This is a genomic window from Bacillus infantis, from assembly GCF_008180445.1.
Lineage (GTDB): Bacteria > Bacillota > Bacilli > Bacillales > Cytobacillaceae > Bacillus_AB > Bacillus_AB infantis_B.
In genome coordinates, this window is record NZ_VTER01000003.1 from 1 (window position 1) to 21138 (window position 21138).

21 protein-coding genes are annotated in these 21138 nt (G+C 45.1%); 11 read left to right on the forward strand and 10 right to left on the reverse strand.

All coding sequences use genetic code 11. The features are described from left to right. Positions 1-354: 354 nt before the first annotated feature. On the reverse strand, positions 355-768 hold the full coding sequence (gene fosB / locus FZD51_RS04675) for a metallothiol transferase FosB (protein WP_148973710.1): 414 nt from the start codon (positions 766-768) through the stop codon (positions 355-357). 337 nt (positions 769-1105) lie between these two features. Here fosB and FZD51_RS04680 point away from each other — a divergent pair, with 337 nt between their 5' ends. Beyond that, entirely contained in the window at positions 1106-1342 is a 237-nt protein-coding gene (locus FZD51_RS04680; RefSeq protein WP_262380700.1) for an aspartyl-phosphate phosphatase Spo0E family protein, read from the forward strand. 251 nt (positions 1343-1593) lie between these two features. Here the strand turns inward: FZD51_RS04680 and FZD51_RS04685 are convergent, their stop codons facing one another. Together FZD51_RS04685 and FZD51_RS04690 are read right to left on the reverse strand one after the other, a co-directional pair. Beyond that, on the reverse strand, positions 1594-2325 hold the full coding sequence (locus tag FZD51_RS04685) for a ZIP family metal transporter (RefSeq protein WP_148973711.1): 732 nt from the start codon (positions 2323-2325) through the stop codon (positions 1594-1596). Between the two features lie 205 nt (positions 2326-2530). Next, positions 2531-3769, reverse strand: coding sequence for an MFS transporter (locus FZD51_RS04690; protein WP_148973712.1), 1239 nt, complete (start codon positions 3767-3769; stop codon positions 2531-2533). Between the two features lie 140 nt (positions 3770-3909). Between FZD51_RS04690 and FZD51_RS04695 the strand changes: the two genes are divergently transcribed. Next, on the forward strand, positions 3910-4905 hold the full coding sequence (locus tag FZD51_RS04695) for a phosphotransferase enzyme family protein (RefSeq protein WP_148973713.1): 996 nt from the start codon (positions 3910-3912) through the stop codon (positions 4903-4905). Between the two features lie 61 nt (positions 4906-4966). On the opposite strand, the gene FZD51_RS04700 is transcribed toward FZD51_RS04695, so the two are convergent. Beyond that, entirely contained in the window at positions 4967-6460 is a 1494-nt protein-coding gene (locus FZD51_RS04700) for an ATP-binding protein (protein WP_148973714.1), read from the reverse strand. 143 nt (positions 6461-6603) lie between these two features. Here FZD51_RS04700 and FZD51_RS04705 point away from each other — a divergent pair, with 143 nt between their 5' ends. From FZD51_RS04705 to FZD51_RS04715, 3 genes are all read left to right on the forward strand, one after another. After that, positions 6604-8202: a bifunctional metallophosphatase/5'-nucleotidase gene (locus tag FZD51_RS04705; protein WP_148973715.1), complete on the forward strand. Its 1599-nt coding sequence runs from the start codon at positions 6604-6606 to the stop codon at positions 8200-8202. A gap of 72 nt (positions 8203-8274) precedes the next feature. Continuing rightward, positions 8275-8715, forward strand: coding sequence for a MarR family winged helix-turn-helix transcriptional regulator (locus tag FZD51_RS04710; RefSeq protein WP_009794271.1), 441 nt, complete (start codon positions 8275-8277; stop codon positions 8713-8715). A gap of 111 nt (positions 8716-8826) precedes the next feature. Next, positions 8827-10521, forward strand: coding sequence for a M3 family oligoendopeptidase (locus FZD51_RS04715; RefSeq protein ID WP_148973716.1), 1695 nt, complete (start codon positions 8827-8829; stop codon positions 10519-10521). Between the two features lie 47 nt (positions 10522-10568). On the opposite strand, the gene FZD51_RS04720 is transcribed toward FZD51_RS04715, so the two are convergent. Next, positions 10569-12164, reverse strand: a complete 1596-nt coding sequence (locus FZD51_RS04720; protein WP_148973717.1) for an ATP-binding protein — start codon at positions 12162-12164, stop codon at positions 10569-10571. Between the two features lie 145 nt (positions 12165-12309). Continuing rightward, the gene (locus FZD51_RS04725; protein ID WP_148973718.1) at positions 12310-14436 is read right to left on the reverse strand and encodes an ATP-dependent Clp protease ATP-binding subunit; all 2127 of its coding nucleotides are present in this window, start codon (positions 14434-14436) and stop codon (positions 12310-12312) included. Positions 14437-14621: 185 nt separating this feature from the next. Between FZD51_RS04725 and FZD51_RS04730 the strand changes: the two genes are divergently transcribed. Continuing rightward, complete coding sequence (locus FZD51_RS04730) at positions 14622-15665, forward strand: YkvI family membrane protein (protein WP_148973719.1); 1044 nt, start codon at positions 14622-14624, stop codon at positions 15663-15665. Positions 15666-15705: 40 nt separating this feature from the next. On the opposite strand, the gene FZD51_RS04735 is transcribed toward FZD51_RS04730, so the two are convergent. Next, positions 15706-16413: an ICP22 family protein gene (locus FZD51_RS04735; protein ID WP_148973720.1), complete on the reverse strand. Its 708-nt coding sequence runs from the start codon at positions 16411-16413 to the stop codon at positions 15706-15708. 86 nt (positions 16414-16499) lie between these two features. Next, positions 16500-17108 (reverse strand): CPBP family intramembrane glutamic endopeptidase, encoded by a 609-nt coding sequence (locus FZD51_RS04740; protein ID WP_148973721.1) that lies wholly within the window; start codon positions 17106-17108, stop codon positions 16500-16502. Positions 17109-17317: 209 nt separating this feature from the next. Between FZD51_RS04740 and FZD51_RS04745 the strand changes: the two genes are divergently transcribed. Both FZD51_RS04745 and FZD51_RS26375 read left to right on the forward strand, forming a co-directional pair. After that, positions 17318-17779 (forward strand): NAD(P)H-binding protein, encoded by a 462-nt coding sequence (locus tag FZD51_RS04745; protein ID WP_222928609.1) that lies wholly within the window; start codon positions 17318-17320, stop codon positions 17777-17779. 61 nt (positions 17780-17840) lie between these two features. Next, complete coding sequence (locus FZD51_RS26375) at positions 17841-17987, forward strand: hypothetical protein (RefSeq protein ID WP_222928610.1); 147 nt, start codon at positions 17841-17843, stop codon at positions 17985-17987. A gap of 64 nt (positions 17988-18051) precedes the next feature. Here the strand turns inward: FZD51_RS26375 and FZD51_RS04750 are convergent, their stop codons facing one another. Then, positions 18052-18240, reverse strand: coding sequence for a YkvS family protein (locus FZD51_RS04750; protein WP_009794279.1), 189 nt, complete (start codon positions 18238-18240; stop codon positions 18052-18054). A gap of 200 nt (positions 18241-18440) precedes the next feature. Between FZD51_RS04750 and FZD51_RS04755 the strand changes: the two genes are divergently transcribed. Beyond that, entirely contained in the window at positions 18441-18656 is a 216-nt protein-coding gene (locus FZD51_RS04755; protein ID WP_148973722.1) for a hypothetical protein, read from the forward strand. A gap of 47 nt (positions 18657-18703) precedes the next feature. Then, the gene (locus FZD51_RS04760; RefSeq protein ID WP_148973723.1) at positions 18704-19444 is read left to right on the forward strand and encodes an SDR family NAD(P)-dependent oxidoreductase; all 741 of its coding nucleotides are present in this window, start codon (positions 18704-18706) and stop codon (positions 19442-19444) included. A gap of 203 nt (positions 19445-19647) precedes the next feature. Here the strand turns inward: FZD51_RS04760 and FZD51_RS04765 are convergent, their stop codons facing one another. Beyond that, positions 19648-20028, reverse strand: a complete 381-nt coding sequence (locus FZD51_RS04765) for a PilZ domain-containing protein (RefSeq protein WP_148973724.1) — start codon at positions 20026-20028, stop codon at positions 19648-19650. Positions 20029-20202: 174 nt separating this feature from the next. Between FZD51_RS04765 and FZD51_RS04770 the strand changes: the two genes are divergently transcribed. Continuing rightward, the gene (locus FZD51_RS04770) at positions 20203-21138 is read left to right on the forward strand and encodes an AAA family ATPase (protein WP_148973725.1); all 936 of its coding nucleotides are present in this window, start codon (positions 20203-20205) and stop codon (positions 21136-21138) included.

Consider the following 21138-nt stretch of genomic DNA (forward strand, 5'->3'; position numbering starts at 1 on the left):
AAGGAGCCACAACCATATTCGCAGTCAATCTCAAACGAATTATCAAACTTCTTAAAGATAAGAAGTAAGGAAAAAGGAAGGAAATAAGCAACTTTTCGTCTATTTTCCGAAGGAAAGCTGCTTTTTCGCATTTGATCCCCCCTTTTCCGAAATAAGTTTTGCTATTTTTCCTTTGACCATCTTTAGAATGAAAAAAGCATAAGTTTTTCAGTGCCCTCAGCGGCAGCGACGAGGAGGCTTAGCGCCGCCCCGCGGAAAGCGAAGTGCCTGGAACGGAAATCAACAGCCCCATTCAGGAGTAAAAAATATGTACGAAACTAAATGCTAATCGTAATCATGGTCCCTTGAGTTCCCTCAATAAAAAGTCATATAGGGTTTTTCCTTGCGGTAATATTCAAGACGATCCTGCAGGGTTCCGGTGTGATATTCGAATTTATGCCCATCCGGATCCTCAAAATAGATGGACCGGCCGTCTTTTTCATGCCTGCTTCTGCCTGAAAGAATGACAGCCCCGGCTTTTATAAGCCTTTTTTCCAGCTCTGCCAATTCTCCTTCTTCTGCCTGAAATGCAATATGAGTATAAGAATCCTTTATTTCTCCTCTCGGGATATCTTTTTCTTCATTTAAAGCAATCCACAGCCCTTCTAAATCAAAGTAGGCAGTTGTCCTGCCGGAAACAAGCAATTTTGCATGGAATGCTTCCTGATAGAAAGAAATGGATCTTTCAAGATTAGAAACAGAAAAACAAAAATGGTTAATAAGCTGCATTTTTTTCCCCTCATTCTGGTCTATACAGTCAAATTTATCTGCAAAATAAAAAGAATTTTGTCGAAACAATATATTTCGGATTGTGAAAGAACATTTTTTCTTGAAGAATTTGTCTAATATTGCGAATCTATTTACTTTTATAGAAATTCTTGTAATAATGCTTCAAGTGGCCTATTATTCCTTGGTATTCCGCAGATGATATCAAATAGAGAAGGGATGACTGGGGAAATTGCCTCTGTTTTTATTATTATATAAAGAGAGACATAATTAAAGAGGGAAGATAGAATGATCGGATTATAAAAAAAGGAATGGGACACGGATTAGGAGGAAAAGAAAGTTGTGCCAGTCAAATGAATATTTAATGAAAGAAATTCAGGTAAAAAGGGAAGCGATGATTAAGATTGCAGAGAGAGAAGGAATTTCCAGTGCTGCGACGATCCGCTGCAGCCAGGAGCTTGACAAGCTGATTCTGGAGTTTCAGCAAAGCATGAAGAAAGAAAGCAGAAATCATGAAATTGTAAAAGGACCCTATAAAGAGATGATCCTTTGGCCGAGGGAGCTTGCTAAAGTCTAAGCGGCAGATTTGACAGTTGTCAGCTCTAAAAAGGATTATCCGGGTTCCGCCCAAACATTATTGCGTATTTATTACTTCAGCCAAAATACTCGCAAATTACACTTCACAGCTATTCTCCTCATAGAAGAAAACAGCACAGCATCAACATTTGGAAAAGCATAGGTTCTGCGGCGGGATTTCCCGGGGCTGAACAAAATCCGTTGAAGAGGGGCCTGTTTTATAAGGGCCCTTCTTCATTACTATCCTGCCGGTTAAAAAATATTGATCAGAAAAATCATGAAGAGCAAGCCTATGATGAAGGAATAAGTGGCAGTGCGTTCGTTTCCGTCCCCATGGCTCTCAGGGATCAGCTCTTTATAGATAATGAACAGCATGGCGCCTGCGGCGAAAGCAAGGCCATAGGGAACAAGAATGCTGATAAATGATGTGAGATAGAATCCGAGAAGCCCGGTGACGATCTCTATCGCACCTGTCAGGGTAGCAATAATAAATGCCTTGAATTTGTGTATTTTCTGGTTCACCAGAAATAATGCCACAAGGAATCCTTCAGGGGCATTTTGCAATCCAATGGCAAAGGCGATCAAATTGCCTGTATCTTCTGTGCTCGAAGCGTAGCTGACCCCTACTGATAACCCCTCAGGAATATTATGCAGTGTGATGGCTGCGATGATCAGCATTGCCTTTTCATCAAATTCGAGCCCTTTCTTCGAATGCTGAAGATCGATATGAGGGATATTCTTCTCCAGCAGCGTCAAGGAGAGTACACCGAGGAAAACACCAGCAGCCAGCGGCAGAAATCCACCTGCAGCCAGCGCTTCCGGAATAAGCCCCATCATGGAGGCTGCCATCATGATGCCTGCTGTGAAAGCCAATAGGATGTCTCTCCAGCTGTGGGTGATGCTTCCGTGCATAAACAGTATGATCAAAGCCCCAAGTCCTGTTGAAAGGGCAGACAGTACGCTCCCGATAATTACCTCGCTCATGGTATAAAGCTCCCCGCCTTTCCTTTGAAACATGATGAGCACCATGCAATCTGGCCTAACCGTGTTTATGGGCTTAACGCGCAATACTAATATATACAGCAGAAAGAAAAAAGTTCCCCGTAAAATGATTGTGCAGCTGAAAAGAATATAAAAAAGGCTGTCCAAACCGGTACCAGGGTTCGGACAGCCCGCATAAAAGCTGATCTTATATATCTTCGGCCTGCATTTCTGCAAGCTGGCGGTCTGATGGCAGAACAGCCGACAAAAGGCCCAATAGAGGAAGGAAGCCGGTGACAGCCAAAGTCAGGGGAAGGCCGATCATATCTGCGAGCCATCCGAGCGCTACCGATCCGATTGCTCCCATGCCGAAGGCCAGGCCCACTGTGAGACCGGACATGGTGCCGATTTTTCCAGGCACCAGCTCCTGCGCATACACTACAGTTACCGAAAAGCTTGCCATCAGAATAAAGCCGGTTAACAGCAAAAAAATAAAAGCAAGTTCTTTTGGCATATAAGGCAGCAGAATTGAAAATGGTGCAGATGCAGCCATTGAGACAAAAATGATTCTTTTTTTTCCAAAGCGGTCAGATAATGGTCCGCCAAAGAAAGTCCCTGCAGCGCCTGCTGCCAGGAATGCAAATAAAAATACTTGTGCCTGCGTGATCGTGAAGGAATACTCTGATATCGCGTAAAAAGCATAGAAATTGGTGATAGCTGATATATACCAGGAGCGGGCAAAAATCAGGAAAAGGATGACGGCCAGTGAAAGTACTATTTTGTTTTTTAAGGCAGTTTTCCTTTTTTTGCCGGCCCTGGATTTTTTCAGCCCCAGCTGCTTTTCCTCCTTCAGTTTTCCGGAATACCAGAAGGCGATATAAACAAGAAGGCCGGAAGCGAGGGCTGCAGCCAATGTAAAACAGGAAGCTCCTCTTTGCCCGAGGGGCACAAGTATGAGGGCTGTAATGAGCGGTGCAAGCGCCTGTCCTGTATTGCCCCCCACCTGGTAAATCGATTGTGCCAGTCCCCTTTTTGTCCCGGCAGCCATATAGGCGACGCGCGACCCTTCAGGATGGAAAATGGCTGAACCCAGGCCAATCAGCACAACAGATAATACTATTGAAAGAAAATTCCCGGCCAAGGCGAGGCCTAGCACTCCGGCAAGTGAAATGGCCAGCCCGATTGGAAGAGCAAATGGCATCGGCTTACGGTCAGTCAGTATGCCGGTAACCGGCTGCAGGACCGAAGACACGATGTTAAGGGAAAAAGCAATGAAGCCCAGCTCAGTATAAGTCAGCCCCATAGACTTCTCGAGGATGGGAAACATGGCAGGCACTACAGCCTGGATCGTATCGTTCAACAGATGGCAGAGCCCGATGATGAATAAAACTTTATAGGCTGTACCTTCGTTGTATTTTTGCTTTTGGACTGCTGCAGGGTGTCCCATTGATTTCCCTCCTGGTGTTTATTTGCCGATAGAGTTCTTGATTGAAATAACACATAATAAAATAGCATAATATATTTTAGTAGATTTATCCATGATTCATTTACAATGGATCTGGGAGGAAGTCACTTCTGGAGGCAAATATGGAAAAATATATTCAGGAATTGCTGGACGGCAGTTCCATCCTTAAAGACATGAAGAATACTTTTGGACTTGAAGAGGATTGCAGACTTCTGGGCGATTTTGAGAATTTTGTTTATGAAGTAAGAAAGGGTGGAACGCCCTATATTCTCAGGCTGACTCATCAATCGCATCGGTCTTTTCACGATATTGCAGCCGAGATTGATTGGCTCAATCATTTATTCTCTGAGGGGATTCAAGTACCTGAGGTGATTATGGCTTCAGGAGAAAGGATCATAACCGCTGGGTGCAGGGATGGCAGCAGTTTCTACGCCTGTCTGTTTTCGAAAGCTCCGGGCAGGCCAATAAAAGTAACTGACAGAGAGTTTGACAAAGATCTTTTCAGGTCATGGGGCAGGATCATTGCCCAGATGCATGAAGCAACAGCCACTTATAAGGCAAATGCTGAAATTGGAATAAGGCCGGGCTGGGATGAAGAAGATGTCCTTTTCCCTGAAAGGTATGTTCCCGCAGAAGGGCATGCAAGAATCATTGCAAACAGCAGGGAGCTCATCAGCAGGATTAAAGGGCTGCCTGCTGGAAGTGACAGCTTTGGGTTAGTGCATACAGATCTTCATTCAGGCAACTTCTTTTTTGATGGAAAAAAGGTCTATCCGTTTGACTTTGATGACTGTGCCTATCACTGGTTTGCCTCAGATATGGCCATCCCGGTGTATTACTCGGTCCTTTACCGCTTCAAAAACGGAACACAGCAGGAGAAAAATGCTTTTGCAGCAGCATTTCTGAAAGAATTTGCTTCAGGTTATGAGGAAATCAGGCAGCTTCCCCCCGGGTGGCTTGATCAGCTCCCGCTGTTCCTGAAACTCAGGGATGTTGTCCTCTATACTGTCCTCCATAAAAAGATTGCGCCTGAGGACAGAAGCACAGGAATTCTTTCAATGATGGCTGATTTGAAGGGCAGGATCGAGGAGGAACAGCCGATTTTCACCCTTGAATGATTAAAGCAGAGCACCGGATGGTGCTCTGCTTTACACGTGTTGCTAAGTTGGGCCTGGCACCTTACTCTTTTACAGGCAGCAGGATCTCAGCTTTTGTGCCTTCATTCACTCTGCTTGAGATGGTGATGCTGCCACCAAAGGACTCAATGATCCTTTGGCATACAACAAGGCCAAGCCCAGTTCCCATATCCTTTGAAGTGAAAAATGGCGTGAATACCTTCTCAAGGTCTTCCTCACGGATGCCTGAGCCTGTGTCTTCCAGTATGATGCTGTGCCATTTGCCGCCGGTATGCAGGGAGATGGAGAGCCGCCCCCCGTCCGGCATTGCTTCAAAAGCGTTCTTTGCAAGGTTGAGAAGTACCTGCTTCAGCTGATCCTGGGTACCCTCGGCAATTGCCGGGTTATCCGGCAGATGATAGGTGCACTGTACATTTGCCAGGGACGCTTCTGATTCGAAAAGGGGAATCAGGTCAGAAATGATTTCTTTCAGGTTGATTCTCTCCAATTTCAGGGCAGCAGGCTTTCCCAGGATCAGGAACTCACTTACAATTTCATTGATTCTGCTTATCTCTGTGTCAATCACTTTAAAGAAGTACTGATCGTCGGAATGTGTGTATTTTTCACTGAGAAGCTGGACAAGCCCTTTTATTCCGGTCAAAGGATTCCGGATTTCGTGGGCTGTACTTGCTGCAAGGGTGCCGACCAGCTCGAGCTTCTGCAATTCGTTTTTCTTCTTTTCCTCTGCCGCCTGCTTTTTAAGCATGAAATATTTGATAAAAAAGAAGATGATATGGAAGATGATCAGCAGTCTTGCAATAAATCCCGCAGCCTCTTTAAAAATTGCTGCGTTATCTCTGTCAGGGACGGCTGTTTTAATTGTCCAGGGAAGCCTCTCGATCGGGATCATGACTGTCTGCTTATTGCCAAATGAACCGGAACCGGCCATATTAAAGCTCATGATCGGCGCATCCTCCTGGTTGTAGACGACCAGCCTGGCATCCGGCGTCAGCATGGTCAATATATTTTCAATATGGTCTACCCTGATCTGTGCTATGGCAATTCCGGCAATCTCCCGGTTCTCTTTAAGCACCGGCGCTGCCAGGCCAATAACCTTCTGGCCGTTTTCGAGTGTTTCCTGCCTGGAGGAAATGACGATATCCTTAGCGGCCATCGCTTCCTGTATATAATTTTTTTCAAGCATATTTTTGTTGTCAAACAGAGAGTTTGATCCTGCGATGACTTCTCCGCCGGCATTGGCTACATATAATCCCCCATAGCGTGAATCCATCAGATGGATGCGCTGAAGCAGCGGGGAGATTTTAGCAGGATCCTGCATTTCCGCAGAGGCAGCAATAGAAAGGACCTCAAGGGTAGAAACGGTTTCCGAAATAAAGTCATCCCAATGCCGCTGGTGGATGGCTGCCGTCCACCTGGCAGCTTCCTGGCGGTCGCTGATATTCTGATCCAGCAGCTTGTTCATATAAAAGAGGCTGGAAATGACAGCAGGGATCATAACGGCTGCGAGATACAAAATATAGTTCTTTGATTTTTTCATTTGTATGTACCTCAATAAATATTTGTATAATTGAGAAGAGCGCCTCCTATCCGGGCGGGCTCATTTGTTATTATACCACTTATGAACAATTCAAGTTTAACAGCAGCCGAGAATGATAAATAGGTACTAAAGGGAGGAGTTAGATGAAAAATAAAGAGATAGTATCGTTCCTGATTACATCTGATTTGCATGGCAGCATCTATCCTTATGATTACAGCACGGGAAAAGAACAAGAGGCGGGGCTTGCCAAACTGGCGTCTGTGATCAGGCAGGAGAAAGCGAAGACAGAACATACACTCCTTCTTGATAATGGCGACCTCATCCAGGGCACGCCGCTTATGTACCATTATTCCCGGTTCTTAAAGCACCGTGTCAATCCCATGGTCCAGGTCCTGAATAAGCTGGAGTATGACGCTGCTGTAATCGGCAACCATGAATTCAATTATGGCATCGAAATGATCAAGAGTGCAGCCAGCGAATCCAATTTCCCCTGGCTGAGCGCCAATGTGCTGCATCGGACAACGAAGGAGCCGTATTTCGGAGTGCCCTATATGATTAAAGAAATGAATGAGCTTAAGATCGCGGTCCTCGGGATTACAACAAGCCATATCCCGAATTGGGAAAGGCCCGACTATATCCAGGAACTTTTCTTTGATTCTGCAATTGAGACCCTTGCACGCTGGATTCCTTATATAGAAGAAACTGAAAAGCCCGACTTCCTGGCGGTCGCTTATCATGGAGGCTTTGAACGCGATTTGGAAACAGGCGCCAAAGCGGAAGAGGAAACAGGAGAAAATGAGGCTTACAGGATCTGCATGGATTTCCCGGAAATCGACCTGCTGATCACCGGGCATCAGCATAGGAGGCTTTCAGGCAAAAAGGTGAACGGGGTGCCGGTCATCATGCCGGGAGCCCATGGAAGCCATTTGGGCAAAGTAGAAGTGACTTTTGAAAAGATCCGCCATGAATGGACGATCGCCGGCCTCGATTCATCTTTGATCAGCAATGAAGGTGAGTGTGATAAGGAAATCATCCATGATGCAAGCTTTTACGAAAATGAAACGCAAAAGTGGCTTGATGAAGAAATAGGATCTCTGACAGAAAGTATGCTGATCACAGATCCGCTGGAAGCCAGGATCAGGGAGCATCCATTGATTGAACTGGTCAACCGCGTCCAGATGGATGCCTCCGGGGCAAAGATTTCCTGTACAGCACTGTTCAATGAGGGAGCACCGGGATTCAGCAGCACGGTGAACATGAGAGCTATCATGACCAATTATATTTATCCAAACACACTTGCGGTATTGCAGATAACAGGCCAGGACATTAAAGATGCACTGGAAAGGTCTGCTTCCTACTTCAGGGTCCGTGAAGATGGGGGAATTGTGGTCAATCCGTCATTTTCAAAGCCTAAGCCACAGCATTATAATTATGATATGTGGGAAGGGATCGAATATGAACTGAATCTATCCCAGCCAGAAGGAAGCCGTGTCACTGTTTTGGAGCACAGAGGAGAGGCCGTGAAAATGGATGAAGTGTATGAGGTGGTCATGAACCATTACCGTGCAGGTGGAGGAGGCGGCTACTGGATGTTTAAGAACAAACCTGTTATCCGGGAAATCCATAAAGACATGACAGAACTGCTGGCTGAATATATCATGAGGGAACAGCCTGTGAAGGCAGAAGTGAATGAAAATTGGAAGGTTACAGCCAATTCTCCATCATTGCAGCCCAAAAATTGACACAAGAGGCAAGCTTCCTTATAATAATGCTGAATTTGAGATAAAATAATGTGTTAAAGGATCTGTTTAAAAATGGGGAATGAACAGGTAAATCAATCATTAAAGCTTTTTATCGTTTTATCAAGGGCCTGCAGGGCTGTTAATGAGAATGTCAATAAGCTGATTCAGACATACGGATTGAATCCGACTGAATTTGCGGTGCTTGAGCTGCTCTATCACAAAGGAGACCAGCCGCTGCAGCAAATCGGCGGGAAAATCCTTCTCGCAAGCGGCAGTATTACTTATGTTGTGGACAAGCTTGAGGAAAAAGGGTACCTCCGCCGTGTGGCCTGCCCGACAGACCGGCGCGTGACATTTGCCCAGATTACAGAAAAAGGCAAAGCGTTCATTGAGGAGATCTTTCCGTCTCATGAGCAGTTCATCCATGAACTGATGTCAGAGCTCTCTAATGAAGAAAAGCAGACAGCGATCGATCTTTTAAAGAAGCTCGGCTTATCTGTCGGAAGATTTTAAAGCAAAGCACAGTGATCTTGCTGTGTTTTTTGTTTTTTTAGGAGGATTTTCCTGCTGGATGTCGAATCTTTAGTATGGTTTTTGAAAATAAAGCTATTCGGGGGGAAAATAATGAATTTCAGTGAATATACATATGTCCGTCCAGACATGGACGAAGCAGGCAGGAAATTTGAAGCTGCACTGGAGAGGTTCAGGGGGGCAGCAAGTGCCGATGAACAAAATGAAGCGATGAAAGAGTTCAATCAGATTCGCAATGATATCGGGACAATGTTCAACTTATGCTATATCCGCCATTCAATTGACACAAACGACGAATTTTATAAAAACGAACAGGATTATATGGATGAAGTACAGCCGCAGCTGGAAGGGTTTGTAACGGATTATTATAAAGAGCTGGTAGATTCCAAGTTTCGTTCTGAGCTTGAAGAAAAATGGGGAAAGCAGCTTTTTGCACTGGCTGATGCCCAGCTGAAGGTGTTCAAGCCTGAAATCCTTCCCCTCATGCAGAAGGAGAATAAGCTGTCTTCTGAATATACGAAGCTGATGGCCTCCGCCAAGATAGATTTTGAAGGTGAGGAGCGTACGCTGGCCCAAATGGAGCCTTTTACTGAATCAACCGACAGGGAAATGAGAAAAAGAGCACAGGAGGCACGTTTCGGATTTCTTGCTGACAATGAAGAGGAACTTGACCGGATCTATGACGATCTTGTAAAAGTCAGGACAGAAATTGCGCAGAAGCTTGGGTACAATAACTTTGTAGAGCTTGCTTACTACAGAATGTACCGGACTGATTATAATGCAGAAATGGTCGCCAAATTCCGCAGCCAGGTCAAAGAGCATATCGTCCCGATCGCAACAAAGCTAAAGCAGCGCCAGCAGGAAAGGATCGGCCTTGATGAATTGAAATACTATGATGAGCCTTTCCAATATAAGACCGGCAATGCAGTACCTAAGGGAAGCCCTGAGTGGATCATTGAAAACGGCCAGAAAATGTATGACGAACTCTCAAAAGAAACAGGCAGATTCTTTTCTTTTATGAATGAAAATCAGCTGATGGATCTTGTGGCGAAAAAGGGGAAAGCAGGAGGCGGCTACTGCACCTATATTGAGAACCATAAAGCACCGTTCATCTTCTCTAATTTCAATGGAACTTCAGGTGATATCGATGTGCTCACACATGAAGCCGGCCATGCTTTCCAGGTATATTCCAGCAGCCATTTTGAAATTCCTGAATACAACTGGCCGACTTATGAAGCAGCGGAAATCCATTCTATGAGCATGGAGTTCTTCACATGGCCATGGATGGAAAATTTCTTTAAGGAAGATACAGACAAGTACAAGTTTTCCCATCTGAGCTCTGCATTGCTTTTCCTTCCTTATGGCGTAAGCGTAGACGAATTCCAGCATTGGGTATACGAAAACCACACTGCTGCTCCACAGGAACGTAAGCAGGCCTGGAGGGAAATTGAGAGGAAATACCAGCCGCATAAAGACTATGAAGGAAATGAGTATTTGGAGAATGGCGGTTTCTGGCAGCGCCAGGGTCATATCTTTAATTCGCCTTTCTATTATATCGACTATACACTTGCACAGATTTGCGCTTTCCAGTTCTGGAAGCGTTCAAGGGAAAACCAGGAAGAGGCATGGAGTGATTATGTCAAGCTGTGCGGATTGGGCGGAAGCCTTCCTTTCACAGAGCTGGTCAAGGAAGCCAATCTTCTTTCGCCATTTGAGGAAGGCTGTGTAGAATCCGTAATCGGTGAAATTGAAAGCTGGCTGAATTCTGTAGATGACAAAAGCCTGTAAAATAAGAAGAGCCGGGGATTCCCCGGCTCTTTTTTGTGCAGATTATGCTACTTTTCCTGATTGCCGTCCAGCTCTTCTATTAAAAGGGGGAGATGGATTTCGGCTGTTGTGCCTGCCCCTGCCCTGCTGGTAATCGAGAGCCTGCCTTTATGCTGCTGGATAATCTGCTCTGTAATCATCAGCCCTAAGCCAGTGCCTGACTCCTTTGTGGTAAAGAAAGGTTTTTTGATATTTTGCAAAAGTTCCTCGGGCATGCCGCATCCGCTGTCTTGGATTAGAATCCTTGCTTCACCGCTGCTGGTCTGTCTGCATGAGATCTTTACAACACCGCCCTCCGGCATAGAGTCAATGCTGTTTTGAATAAGATTGATGCATGCCTGTTTCAGCTTGCCGGTGTCGCAAAGGACAGTTCCGCATCCGGGAAGAATATCCTTCAAAAGGTGCACATTTTTATAATGTGCCTCAGATTCAAACAGGAGCGCTGTTTCATTTAGCAGCGGTTCCAGCGGCTGAGGCTTCATATTTGGCATGTGCGGTTTGGACAGATACAGAAATTCGTTAATGATTCCGTTCATCCGCTCCAGTTCTGAATGGATGATTGAAATATATTGCTTATAGTCGTTCTCCTTTTCACCAATCATTTGTATAAATCCTGATATGACGGTTAATGGATTTTTAATTTCATGGGCGACGCTCGCTGCCATTTCACCGGTGACCTTCAGTTTTTCAGAATTCCGCAGATACTCTTCCAGCTTTTTCTTCTCAGTAACATCCCTTATGACCATCGATACTGCAAAAATTTTATGCTGAGCATTATAGACAGGGGATACGGTCGCCTCCAGCACGCTCGGCTCATCACTGACACCCGGAAAGGAAAGTTCAGCTCCGGAAATACTGCGGCCAAGAAGTGCCGAATCGAGCATAGCGGAAATTTCACCATTTTCATCCGCTATGATCGTTTCAAGGCAGTCCCCAAGCCCTGGGGCTGCGGAGTGAAACAGCAGGGAGAAACTGTCATTCATTCTTAGAATCCTTTTATCTTCATCTGCGATTACAATGGAATCGCTGGTATTGTCAAAAAAAGCGTCGATATAGGACCTGGTCGATTCAAGGTCTTTCCTTGCAGCCATTTCGCTTCTCTCCGCTCTTTCCCACAGCCTGTTCGCGTGTTTGATCATGAAAAACAGCAGAATGCCTGTGAGCAGGGCAAAAAGGAGGATATAAGGCAGGTCCTCAGGGCCGGACATTTCTGCAATTATATGTCCATTGGCTGCATTCAGGATTATAAGGGCTGCAGCAGCCAGCGAGGTGGAAATGCCAAGCGCAAGATAACTCTGATAAAAGGCTGATAAAATGATCCCGAACACCAGAAAAATATAATTGACCAGATAAGGAAGCTGCAGATTCAGGTAAAACAGATAACTGTATATACTGGCCAGGATTACAATCATCATGAAGTGAGGCTTCGGCTTAAGATAATAGAGGCCGGTGAGCAGCAGGCAAAAGCCAAGGCCGACAGGCGGCCACAGCAAATCATAGCGCTGATCGACCAATGTGTAAAAAGCTGTATCGATTATGTAAAACAGCCAGAGCAGCTGTATCAAAAGCAGATTCCGGCTTTCTATCAGTCTTGTTTTGTTCATGCTTAGGGTGCCTTTCGGTTAGTATATTAACCAATTTTATCACAATTTGTCAGAATTTGTTGAGCGACTTTAATGTCTAACAGAAAAAGACATACAGTAAGCCTGTATTAAGCTTCTGTATGCCTTTCGCAATTGATTTGTATCTTTATTTTCCAGTAACCACAATATTTCCATCCAAAAGGTCTGCATGCAGTTGTGTGCATGATGGATCTTCCAGAATAAAGTCCGCAATTTTGTCTTCCAGCTGCTCCTGGATTGCCCTTCTGAGCGGACGGGCTCCAAACGCCGGATGATAGCCAAGCTTGGCCAGTTTTTCAACTGCTTCATCAGTGAAAGTCAGCAGCATATCCTGTTCTTTGAGTGCTGTATTCAGCTCTTCCAGCATCAGCTGCACAATTTTCAGCAGGCTGTCTTTTTCAAGCTGTTTGAACTCTATGATGCTGTCGAATCTGTTCAGGAACTCAGGCTTGAAGAAACTGCCCAGAGAATCAAGGATGCCTGATTCCTTCACTGCCCCGCTGCTGCCGAAACCGACCTTGATTTCCCTGTGGCCTGCACCGGCGTTGCTTGTCATGATGATAACAGAATCTTTAAAGCTGACGGTCCTGCCCTGGCTGTCTGTCAGGCGGCCGTCTTCAAGAATCTGGAGGAACATATGCTGTACGTCAGGATGGGCTTTTTCTATCTCATCCAGCAGGATGATGCTGTATGGATTTCTCCGCACCTTCTCAGTCAGCTGGCCTGCTTCATCATGGCCGATGTATCCAGGAGGGGAACCGATGATTTTTGATATGCTGTGTTTTTCCATATATTCACTCATATCAAGCCTGATCATGCTGTCTTTAGAGCCGAAGAGCTCTTCAGCAAGCGTTTTTGTCAGTTCGGTTTTACCAACACCGGTTGGACCGACAAATAAGAAAGAGCCGATTGGGCGGTTTTTGGATTTTAATCCAGCCCTGCTTCTGCGTACTGCCTTGGCAACCTTTTTAACAGCTTCTTCCTGGCCGATCACTTTTTCGGAAAGGGATTTTTCCAGGTTCTTCATCTTGGATTGTTCGTCCTGCTGGATTTTGCCGACTGGGATGCCGGTTTTTCTTTCAATGATATCCTGGATATGTCCCGCTTCCACAACCGGCCTCTTTGCCGAATCATTATTCAGTGCTTTTTCAAGTTTGATTTCCTGTTCTCGCAGCTTGGCCGCTTTCTCATAGTCTTCTTTCTTCAAGACTTCTTCTTTGGCTGCTGCTATTTCAGCCAGCCTGCGCTCAATTTCTTCTCCAGGTGTATATTCTGCTGTCAGATTGATTTTTGATCCTGCTTCATCCAGCAGATCTATGGCTTTGTCAGGAAGAAATCTGTCCTGGATATATCTGCTTGATAGAGTGACGCATGCCGACAGCGCCTCTTCCGAATATGTGACTTCATGGAAGTCCTCATATTTGGACTGGAGGCCTTTCAGGATTTCTAAGGCCTGTTCCTGTGTCGGCTCCTGAATGTGAACAGGCTGGAAACGCCTTTCAAGTGCAGGGTCTTTTTCAATCTGGCGATATTCTTTTAAAGTGGTCGCACCGATTACCTGAAGTTCGCCGCGTGCAAGAGCAGGCTTCAGGATGTTGCCTGCGTCCATGGAGCCTTCAGCGGATCCTGCTCCGACAAGAAGATGAATTTCATCAATGAACAGGATAATATTCTTTCTTTCCTGCAGCTCTGTGATAAGCTGTTTCATCCGTTCTTCAAACTGTCCGCGAATGCCGGTATTGGCAACAAGCGAAGCGACATCAAGAAGATAAACTTCTTTATTCAGCAGTTTGCGGGGGGCTTTCTTTTCAGATATTTTCAGTGCCAATCCTTCTGCAATGGCCGTTTTCCCGACACCGGGCTCTCCGATCAGTACTGGATTATTTTTATTTCTCCGATTGAGTATTTCAATGACACGGTCAATTTCTTCATCCCTGCCGATGACAGGATCTATTAAGCCTGCATTGGCTGCATTGCTCAAGTTCTTGCCAAACTGGTCAATAAAGCCGTTTGGCTTTTTGCCTGGCTGCTGTTTCATGCCCTTGCCGGCACCAGCTTCACCGGCGCCCATTTGTTTGAACAGGTCTTCCATGCCGGAAGCCTCGAAGGGATCCTGGTAACCGAAGGAAGCGTTCATTTTTTGCTTTTCGGTCTGATAGCAGCTGCTGCAGAGATGTGATTCTATTCTATTCCCATTTATATTAAACCTTAATTGGATCGTTGCCTGGTTTTGCTGACATTTTTCACAGTTCATCAATCAATGCCTCCTATATGTTGACTTTGACTATCTTTGACTAACTTTGATCATATTATACTTTGACCTTATTTGACTTTCAAGCAATAAGACTTGGCAATTTCAGCCAAAGGAATGAATTGTTTTGAAAAGCTCGTCTTTGTTGGAAAAGCCGGTCATATACATGAAGTGGAGGAGGCGGTTTCGTGAAAAGTTGGACTGGAGCCTTGCAGATTGCCGCTGTCTATGTTGGTACAGTAGTGGGGGCGGGTTTTGCAACAGGCAAGGAAATAGTAGAGTTTTTTACCCGGTTCGGGTTTATCGGGCTGATCGGAATTCTGATGAGCGGATATATATTTATCATGCTGGGAACAAAGCTGATGAGGATCTCAGCCCGGATACATGCAAAGTCATACCAGGAGCTGAATGATTATCTGTTCGGCAGATATTTCGGAAAAGTGATCAATGTACTGACATTAATTATGCTCCTTGGCGTATGTGCGGTCATGCTGTCAGGCGCAGGAGCTGTATTTCAGGAGCAGCTTGGATTGTCCAAGCTCTCAGGGGTGCTTGCAACAATCATTTTATCGGTGGTTGTAATGATTCTCGGCATAAAAGGGCTGTTTGCTGTGAATTTGTTTGTAGTGCCTATGATGATTGCCTTCAGTTTTATCTTAATGTTCATTTCTATAAAGCTCCCGGGCTTTCAGGAGCAGATGCTGTTCATTCCGTTTGCGGAGGATGGGTGGAAAGCTGTGGCAGCGCCATTTTCCTATACCGCCCTCAATCTGGCCCTGGCACAGGCGGTGCTGGTGCCTGTTGCAGCTGAAATAAAGGATGACCGGACCATCAGGATGGGAGGGTATATCGGTGGGGCGGCATTGACCATCATCCTATTATCAAGCCATCTGACTCTTGTAATGCTCCCTAACCTGGAAGTATATGAAATACCCATGGCAGTTATCATGAAAAATCTTGCATCCGGCTTTTACGGCCTGTTTGTTCTGGTCATTTATGGAGAAATATTTACTTCAATAATAGGAAATATTTTCGGGCTGGAGAGGCAGATAAGGCAGTATATTTCGATCCCGGCGATCTGGTCGGTCGGGGGAATTTATCTAATTACCTGTTTGATCAGCATGATAGAATACAGTACACTGCTTTCCTATCTTTATCCGATATTCGGATATGTCAGCATTCTATTTATTGTCCTGCTCTGGATAAAACCTGCAGAAGAAAAAGAAGCATGAAAAAAACAGGCCGATGAGGTGTTTCATCGGCCTGTTTTCCTTATTTCTCTGCTGAAATGGTTTTTGCCATTTGAATAAATGCATCAGTGTGATCTGCATCATTTTTTGTGTAGATGCTCAGCTTAAGGGGCTGTCCACCGTTTTTAATCAGGTATACCGCTGCTTTATCTTCTTCTGAAGCAGCTTCGTAAATGATCGCATCCTGCAGGAATTCATCATCAGAAGCCTCCGCAGATTGCACCTCACTGCTTACCGCTGTCAGCTGGGATTTTGCGTTCTCTTCAGCCATTTCCCAGTCTGTATCTTCCGGCAGCAGCTCAATCCTCATGAATACTTGATCATTTTCTGTCAGATATAGTACATCTTTATTAGGCTCTTCAGCTGTCAGTTCGTATGAAGGAAGGACATACATGGAATAATTCTGGTTGTTGCTTTTTTCAAGGACTGCAGTTTCTTCCATCGTTTCTCCATTCACCTGGTATGACAGGGATTTTTCCTGCTCCATTTCAGAGCTGCCTGTTTCCGCGTTTTCTTCTCCTTCAGACTGATCATCCGTCTGATCATCCGTCTGCTCTATGTCTTCACCGTTTGAATTGTCACCGGTTTCCTGGGTGCCTTCTGTTGTGCCCGCTGTTTCTTCTGTATTGGTTCCATTGTCTTCATTTCCTGTGTCCTCTGCAGTTCCGCACCCGGCAAGTGCGAGTGAAAGGATCCCTGTAGCCAGCAATAGTTTTTGAAGTGTGTTCATTTTGGCATTCCTCCTGTTTGTCATGCAGTTTTATAATAGAGTAGACGATGATTATCGGCAGGAAGTTACAAATTTTGCTGATATCATCAAAATGGCAAGATAATGAAAATCAATAGATCGAATATGAGATGAGAGGCAATGACCAGGGGCAGGCTTTTCTTCCAGGCATACAGATATCCCCAGAACAGCCCGGCTGCAAGTGCTGCAAAGGCAAGGACCGGATAGCCGGAATAGAAATGGACGGAGGCGTAAAGCAAAGCAGCCAAAGGCACTGCCCATCGTTGTTTTATGTAGCTTTGCAGGCGTTTTTGCACAAAACCCCGCCAAAAAATTTCTTCGCCCGGAATGATGACAAGGATCAGGACGATATAATGCCAGATCACTTCCGGGGAAAGCCGGCTGTACAATCTCCCGATCTGGCTTGCGAATGGCAGGTTCAAAATCTCTATCAGGAAATGGCCTGTCCAGAATAATCCATATAGGAGTATCCCGGAAACTGCTCCAAAGAAAAGGTAAGATCGGAAAGAAGCCTCATCCTCCACTTCTTCTGCCATAATTGAATAGCTGATCAGAAACAGCATGGAAGCGGTGAATATATACCAGAATACTGCCCTGTCCTGAAAAGTGAAAAACAGTAACAAGTGGGCAATCATGATCCCCAGGATCAGTTTTATATCAATTGAGCCAATTTTCATTCATGATCTCCTTTCAGCCAGGTGGAAAATATAAATGCGGGTTTACGGTGAAATGCTTCTTATGCTGTATAATCAGTAAGTAAGCTGTTGGCTCGTACAATTTATTGGTGTTCTAACAAACCAATCACTATTTTATCAAAAAATGAAAGGACTCTGCTACTACTTTTGTGCAAACAACTGTTTTGGAAGAGCATTCAGGAGGGAAAAAGATGCGAAAAGCATTAATTTTAGGCGCTACCGGCCTGACAGGGGGCCATCTTTTGGAGCTGCTCCTGGGCAGCGGCCAGTACTCACAAATAAAAGTGATCAGCAGGCGCCCCCTCAGCATGGACCATACTAAACTGACGGTATACATTGGGGGCTTCAGCAGTCTGGAAGAGATGGGGGATGCCTTCAAGGCTGACGATATATTCTGCTGCATTGGCACAACGATTAAGAAGGCGGGAAGTAAAGACGCTTTTCGGGAAATCGATTTAGCGTATCCCTTAAAGGCAGCACATCTTGCACAAGAAGCAGGTGCAGCCAGATTCCTTATCATATCTTCAATGGGGGCGGACCCGGATTCTAAGTTTTTTTATAATAAGGTAAAAGGACTGATGGAAGAACAGCTTAAGACACTGAATGCTTTCAGCCTCCACATTTTCCCGGCCGTCCCTTCTTGTCGGCGATAGGGCGGAGTTCAGGCTGGGGGAAAAGGCCGGCGAGGTTTTCCTGAGGGCTGCAGGGCCGTTTATGAAGGGAAAGCTTCAAAAGTATAAATCCATTCAGGCATTCGATGTGGCAAAAGGGATGGCAACGGCCGCAATCCGTGATAAGGAAGCCAACAAGGCTGCAATGATATATGAATCGGATGAAATAGCCCGCCTTGCAGGCAAGTAAAAAAACCTCCGCCTGACAGCTGAGGTTTTTTACATTTTATTATAGCAGCGCTTACATTTTACGATTAGAATACCGATTCTTTAATGACTTTATAGTTTTTATGGTTAACAACAGTCCTTTGTTCCAACTCAAGATCACGATAGTCATCCATGTATGTAAGATCGACAATCACCGAATTTTCGTTCACTTTTTCAACTATGCCCTTCAGGCCTTCCCTGAATTCAATCACGTTTCCGACTTCTGCTTTCTTCATACATCCTCTCCCTCTCCCGTGTTTGTTTCTTCTCTAAAAGCTTATTAACATTTTGCACTAATTTTTGAATTTCGTAAAGAATTTTGAACATTTTTAACTAAAATTTCCATTTTGCGCATTGAAATTTAAGGGTATGGCATAACTGCGATTCTGCAAGTATTTCCGTGGAAATTCTTATAGTAATTTGGTATACAGTAAGTATGCGAAAAGGAGGTATTGTCTTGGAACAAAACTTGGTGAATGAATTGCTTGATAAGCTTAAAAACGGTGAGCTTGCGGAGTACTATGTAAAAAAGGAAGATTTCCTGGAGTTCCGCAGGGTGCTTGTCAGCCGCCCGGACTTTAAGCATTTCCGCGGCATAGGCCAGCGCGGCGGAGATGCATTGTATCAGTATCTAGCTGAGCCCCGCAGCTGAAGGCTCATTATAAACTCATTATAAATAGGAAGGGAGTCGATGAGGCTTTGAAGTTTAAAGACAAGACAGTATTCATAACCGGTGGTGCAAATGGGATTGGCAAGGGCATTGCCAAGTCATTTGCTGAAGAAGGTGCAAAGGTAGTTATTGCAGATATAGCCGAAAAGGAAGGGGCTGAGCTTCAGGAGAAGCTGGTATCCGAAGGCAGGGAAGCCTTTTTTGTGTATACGGATGTGAGAGATGAAGGAAGCGTTATAACTGCCATGGAAAAGACAGCCGCTCAGTTTGGAACGATAGACATCCTTATCAATAATGCCGGGATTTCAAAGTTCATTTCATTTACGGAAATGACATTGGAGGAATGGGATGAGATCCTCCAGACTAATTTGCGGAGCGTTTTCCTCTGCAGCAGGGAAGCCGTGAAGCTGATGAAAAGTGGAGGCTCAATCGTAAATATGGCTTCGACCCGGGCGTCCATGTCTGAGCCTGACACAGAGGCTTATTCTGCTTCCAAGGGAGGGATCACAAGCATGACCCATGCTTTGGCAAGAACCTTGGCAGGCAAGGGAATCAGGGTTAACTCCATCAGCCCGGGCTGGATTGAAACAAAGCATTATGATGAATTGCGGGAAAAGGACCATAAGCAGCATCTTTCGGGAAGAGTAGGTAAACCGTCTGATATAGCACGATGCTGCCTCTACCTTTGTGATCCGGAAAACGATTTTGTAACGGGCGAAAACATCGTGGTCGATGGGGGAATGACCAGGAAAATGATGTACGAGGAATAGCAGGATTCCTTCTAGTTTTTCCGCAGCAGCAGGATGCTGAAAATGAAAACAGTCCCTACGAAAATCAGGCAGCTTAAGAGATGGGAAAACATATGAAGCCTCCTCAAATGGTTTATTCCATCATATAGGTGATTCATAATGTTTCCGTTGCATGAACGTAAAGTTCCAGTAAAAAAACTCCAGCATAATGCGGCTGGAGTTTTTTATCTTGATTTGTAGGAGCCGGCAGCCTTTCTGGCATACTCTTTAAGCTGCTGGATAATCTCAAGGCTTTTTTCGCTGCCTTCTGCAGATACAAAGCCATAGGTGCTGCTATTCCATTCGTGCTTTTGCCATACCGGTTCACCGGTCATGGTGACAAGAGAATCATTAATGATGAAAGACATTTCCATCAGCAGCTTTTTTTCTCTTACCGGAAGGTCCATGGAAGCCTTGAACCGCAGTCCGTTCGGGCTCAAATCCATAATCTCCGCTGTGCCAGGCCTTGCCTCAACCGGTTTATCGTCCATTTTTATAATCCTGAAGGACCCATGGAGCGGCTTAGGGAATTGAAAACGGAACGGCTCACCCCGTTTATATCTCATATGATCACCTTCATATATTTTTTTGTTAAATCTTGTAAGTTTATTGAATCACCAGACCGCCTTTTTTGCAACCATTTTCTCTGCTGAGGCTATTTCTTTCAATCACTTGCTATGCTTATATAATTTCATGTTATATTAAAAAAGACAAAATATTAGAATAATAGAGGTGCGCAAATGCTTGATCAAATAGAAAAACTGAAAAGAGAAATAGGAAAGGTGATTGTCGGCCGGGATAAAGAAGCAGAATTGCTGGTGATTTCGCTCATCTTCAATGGACATGTGCTTCTTGAGAGTGTGCCTGGAACAGGCAAGACACTTATGGCAAAAACATTTGCTGAAACATTTGGCGGAAAGTTCTCGCGGATTCAATTTACACCGGACGTACTTCCGAGTGATATAACAGGAATCCAATTTTTCAATCCGAAAAACCATGAATTTGAGTTCCGCCCAGGGCCCATCCTTGCCAATATTGTACTTGCTGATGAAATAAACAGAGCTACCCCGCGGACACAGTCAAGCCTGCTTGAGGCCATGGAGGAACGCCAGGTAACAATTGACGGACATACATTCAGGGCGGAAGAACCTTTTATGGTCATCGCGACGCAGAATCCGGCAGAGTCGCAGCAAGGGACCTTCCCGCTGCCGGCTGCGCAGCTTGACCGCTTTTTCATGAGGGTTAAACTGGGCTATCCCAGCCTTGAAGAAGAAAGAATGATTTTAAAGGGAAAAAGGAGGCAGTCAGATCCAGTAACACAGGCTGTAAGCAGTCAGGAACTCGCTGTATTGAGGGAGGCAGCAGCACAGATACATATATCGGAAGAGCTTGAAGGCTATCTGCTCGAAATTGTCAGGCTGACGAGGGAAACCCCTGCCATCGAACTTGGGGTCAGCCCAAGGGGATCGCTTGCCCTGCTGAGGGCTGCAATCGGTGCTGCACTGATAAAAGGCAGAAAATATGCCGTCCCGGAGGATATCAAGGAAATGGCTCCATATGTGCTGGCACATAGAATCTATCTTACCGCCGAAGCATCCCTTACAAGCACAGAGGAAGAAGTGATCAAAAAAATTATAGATTCTGTTGAAGTCCCTGTAGAAGCAGGTGCCCGCTAG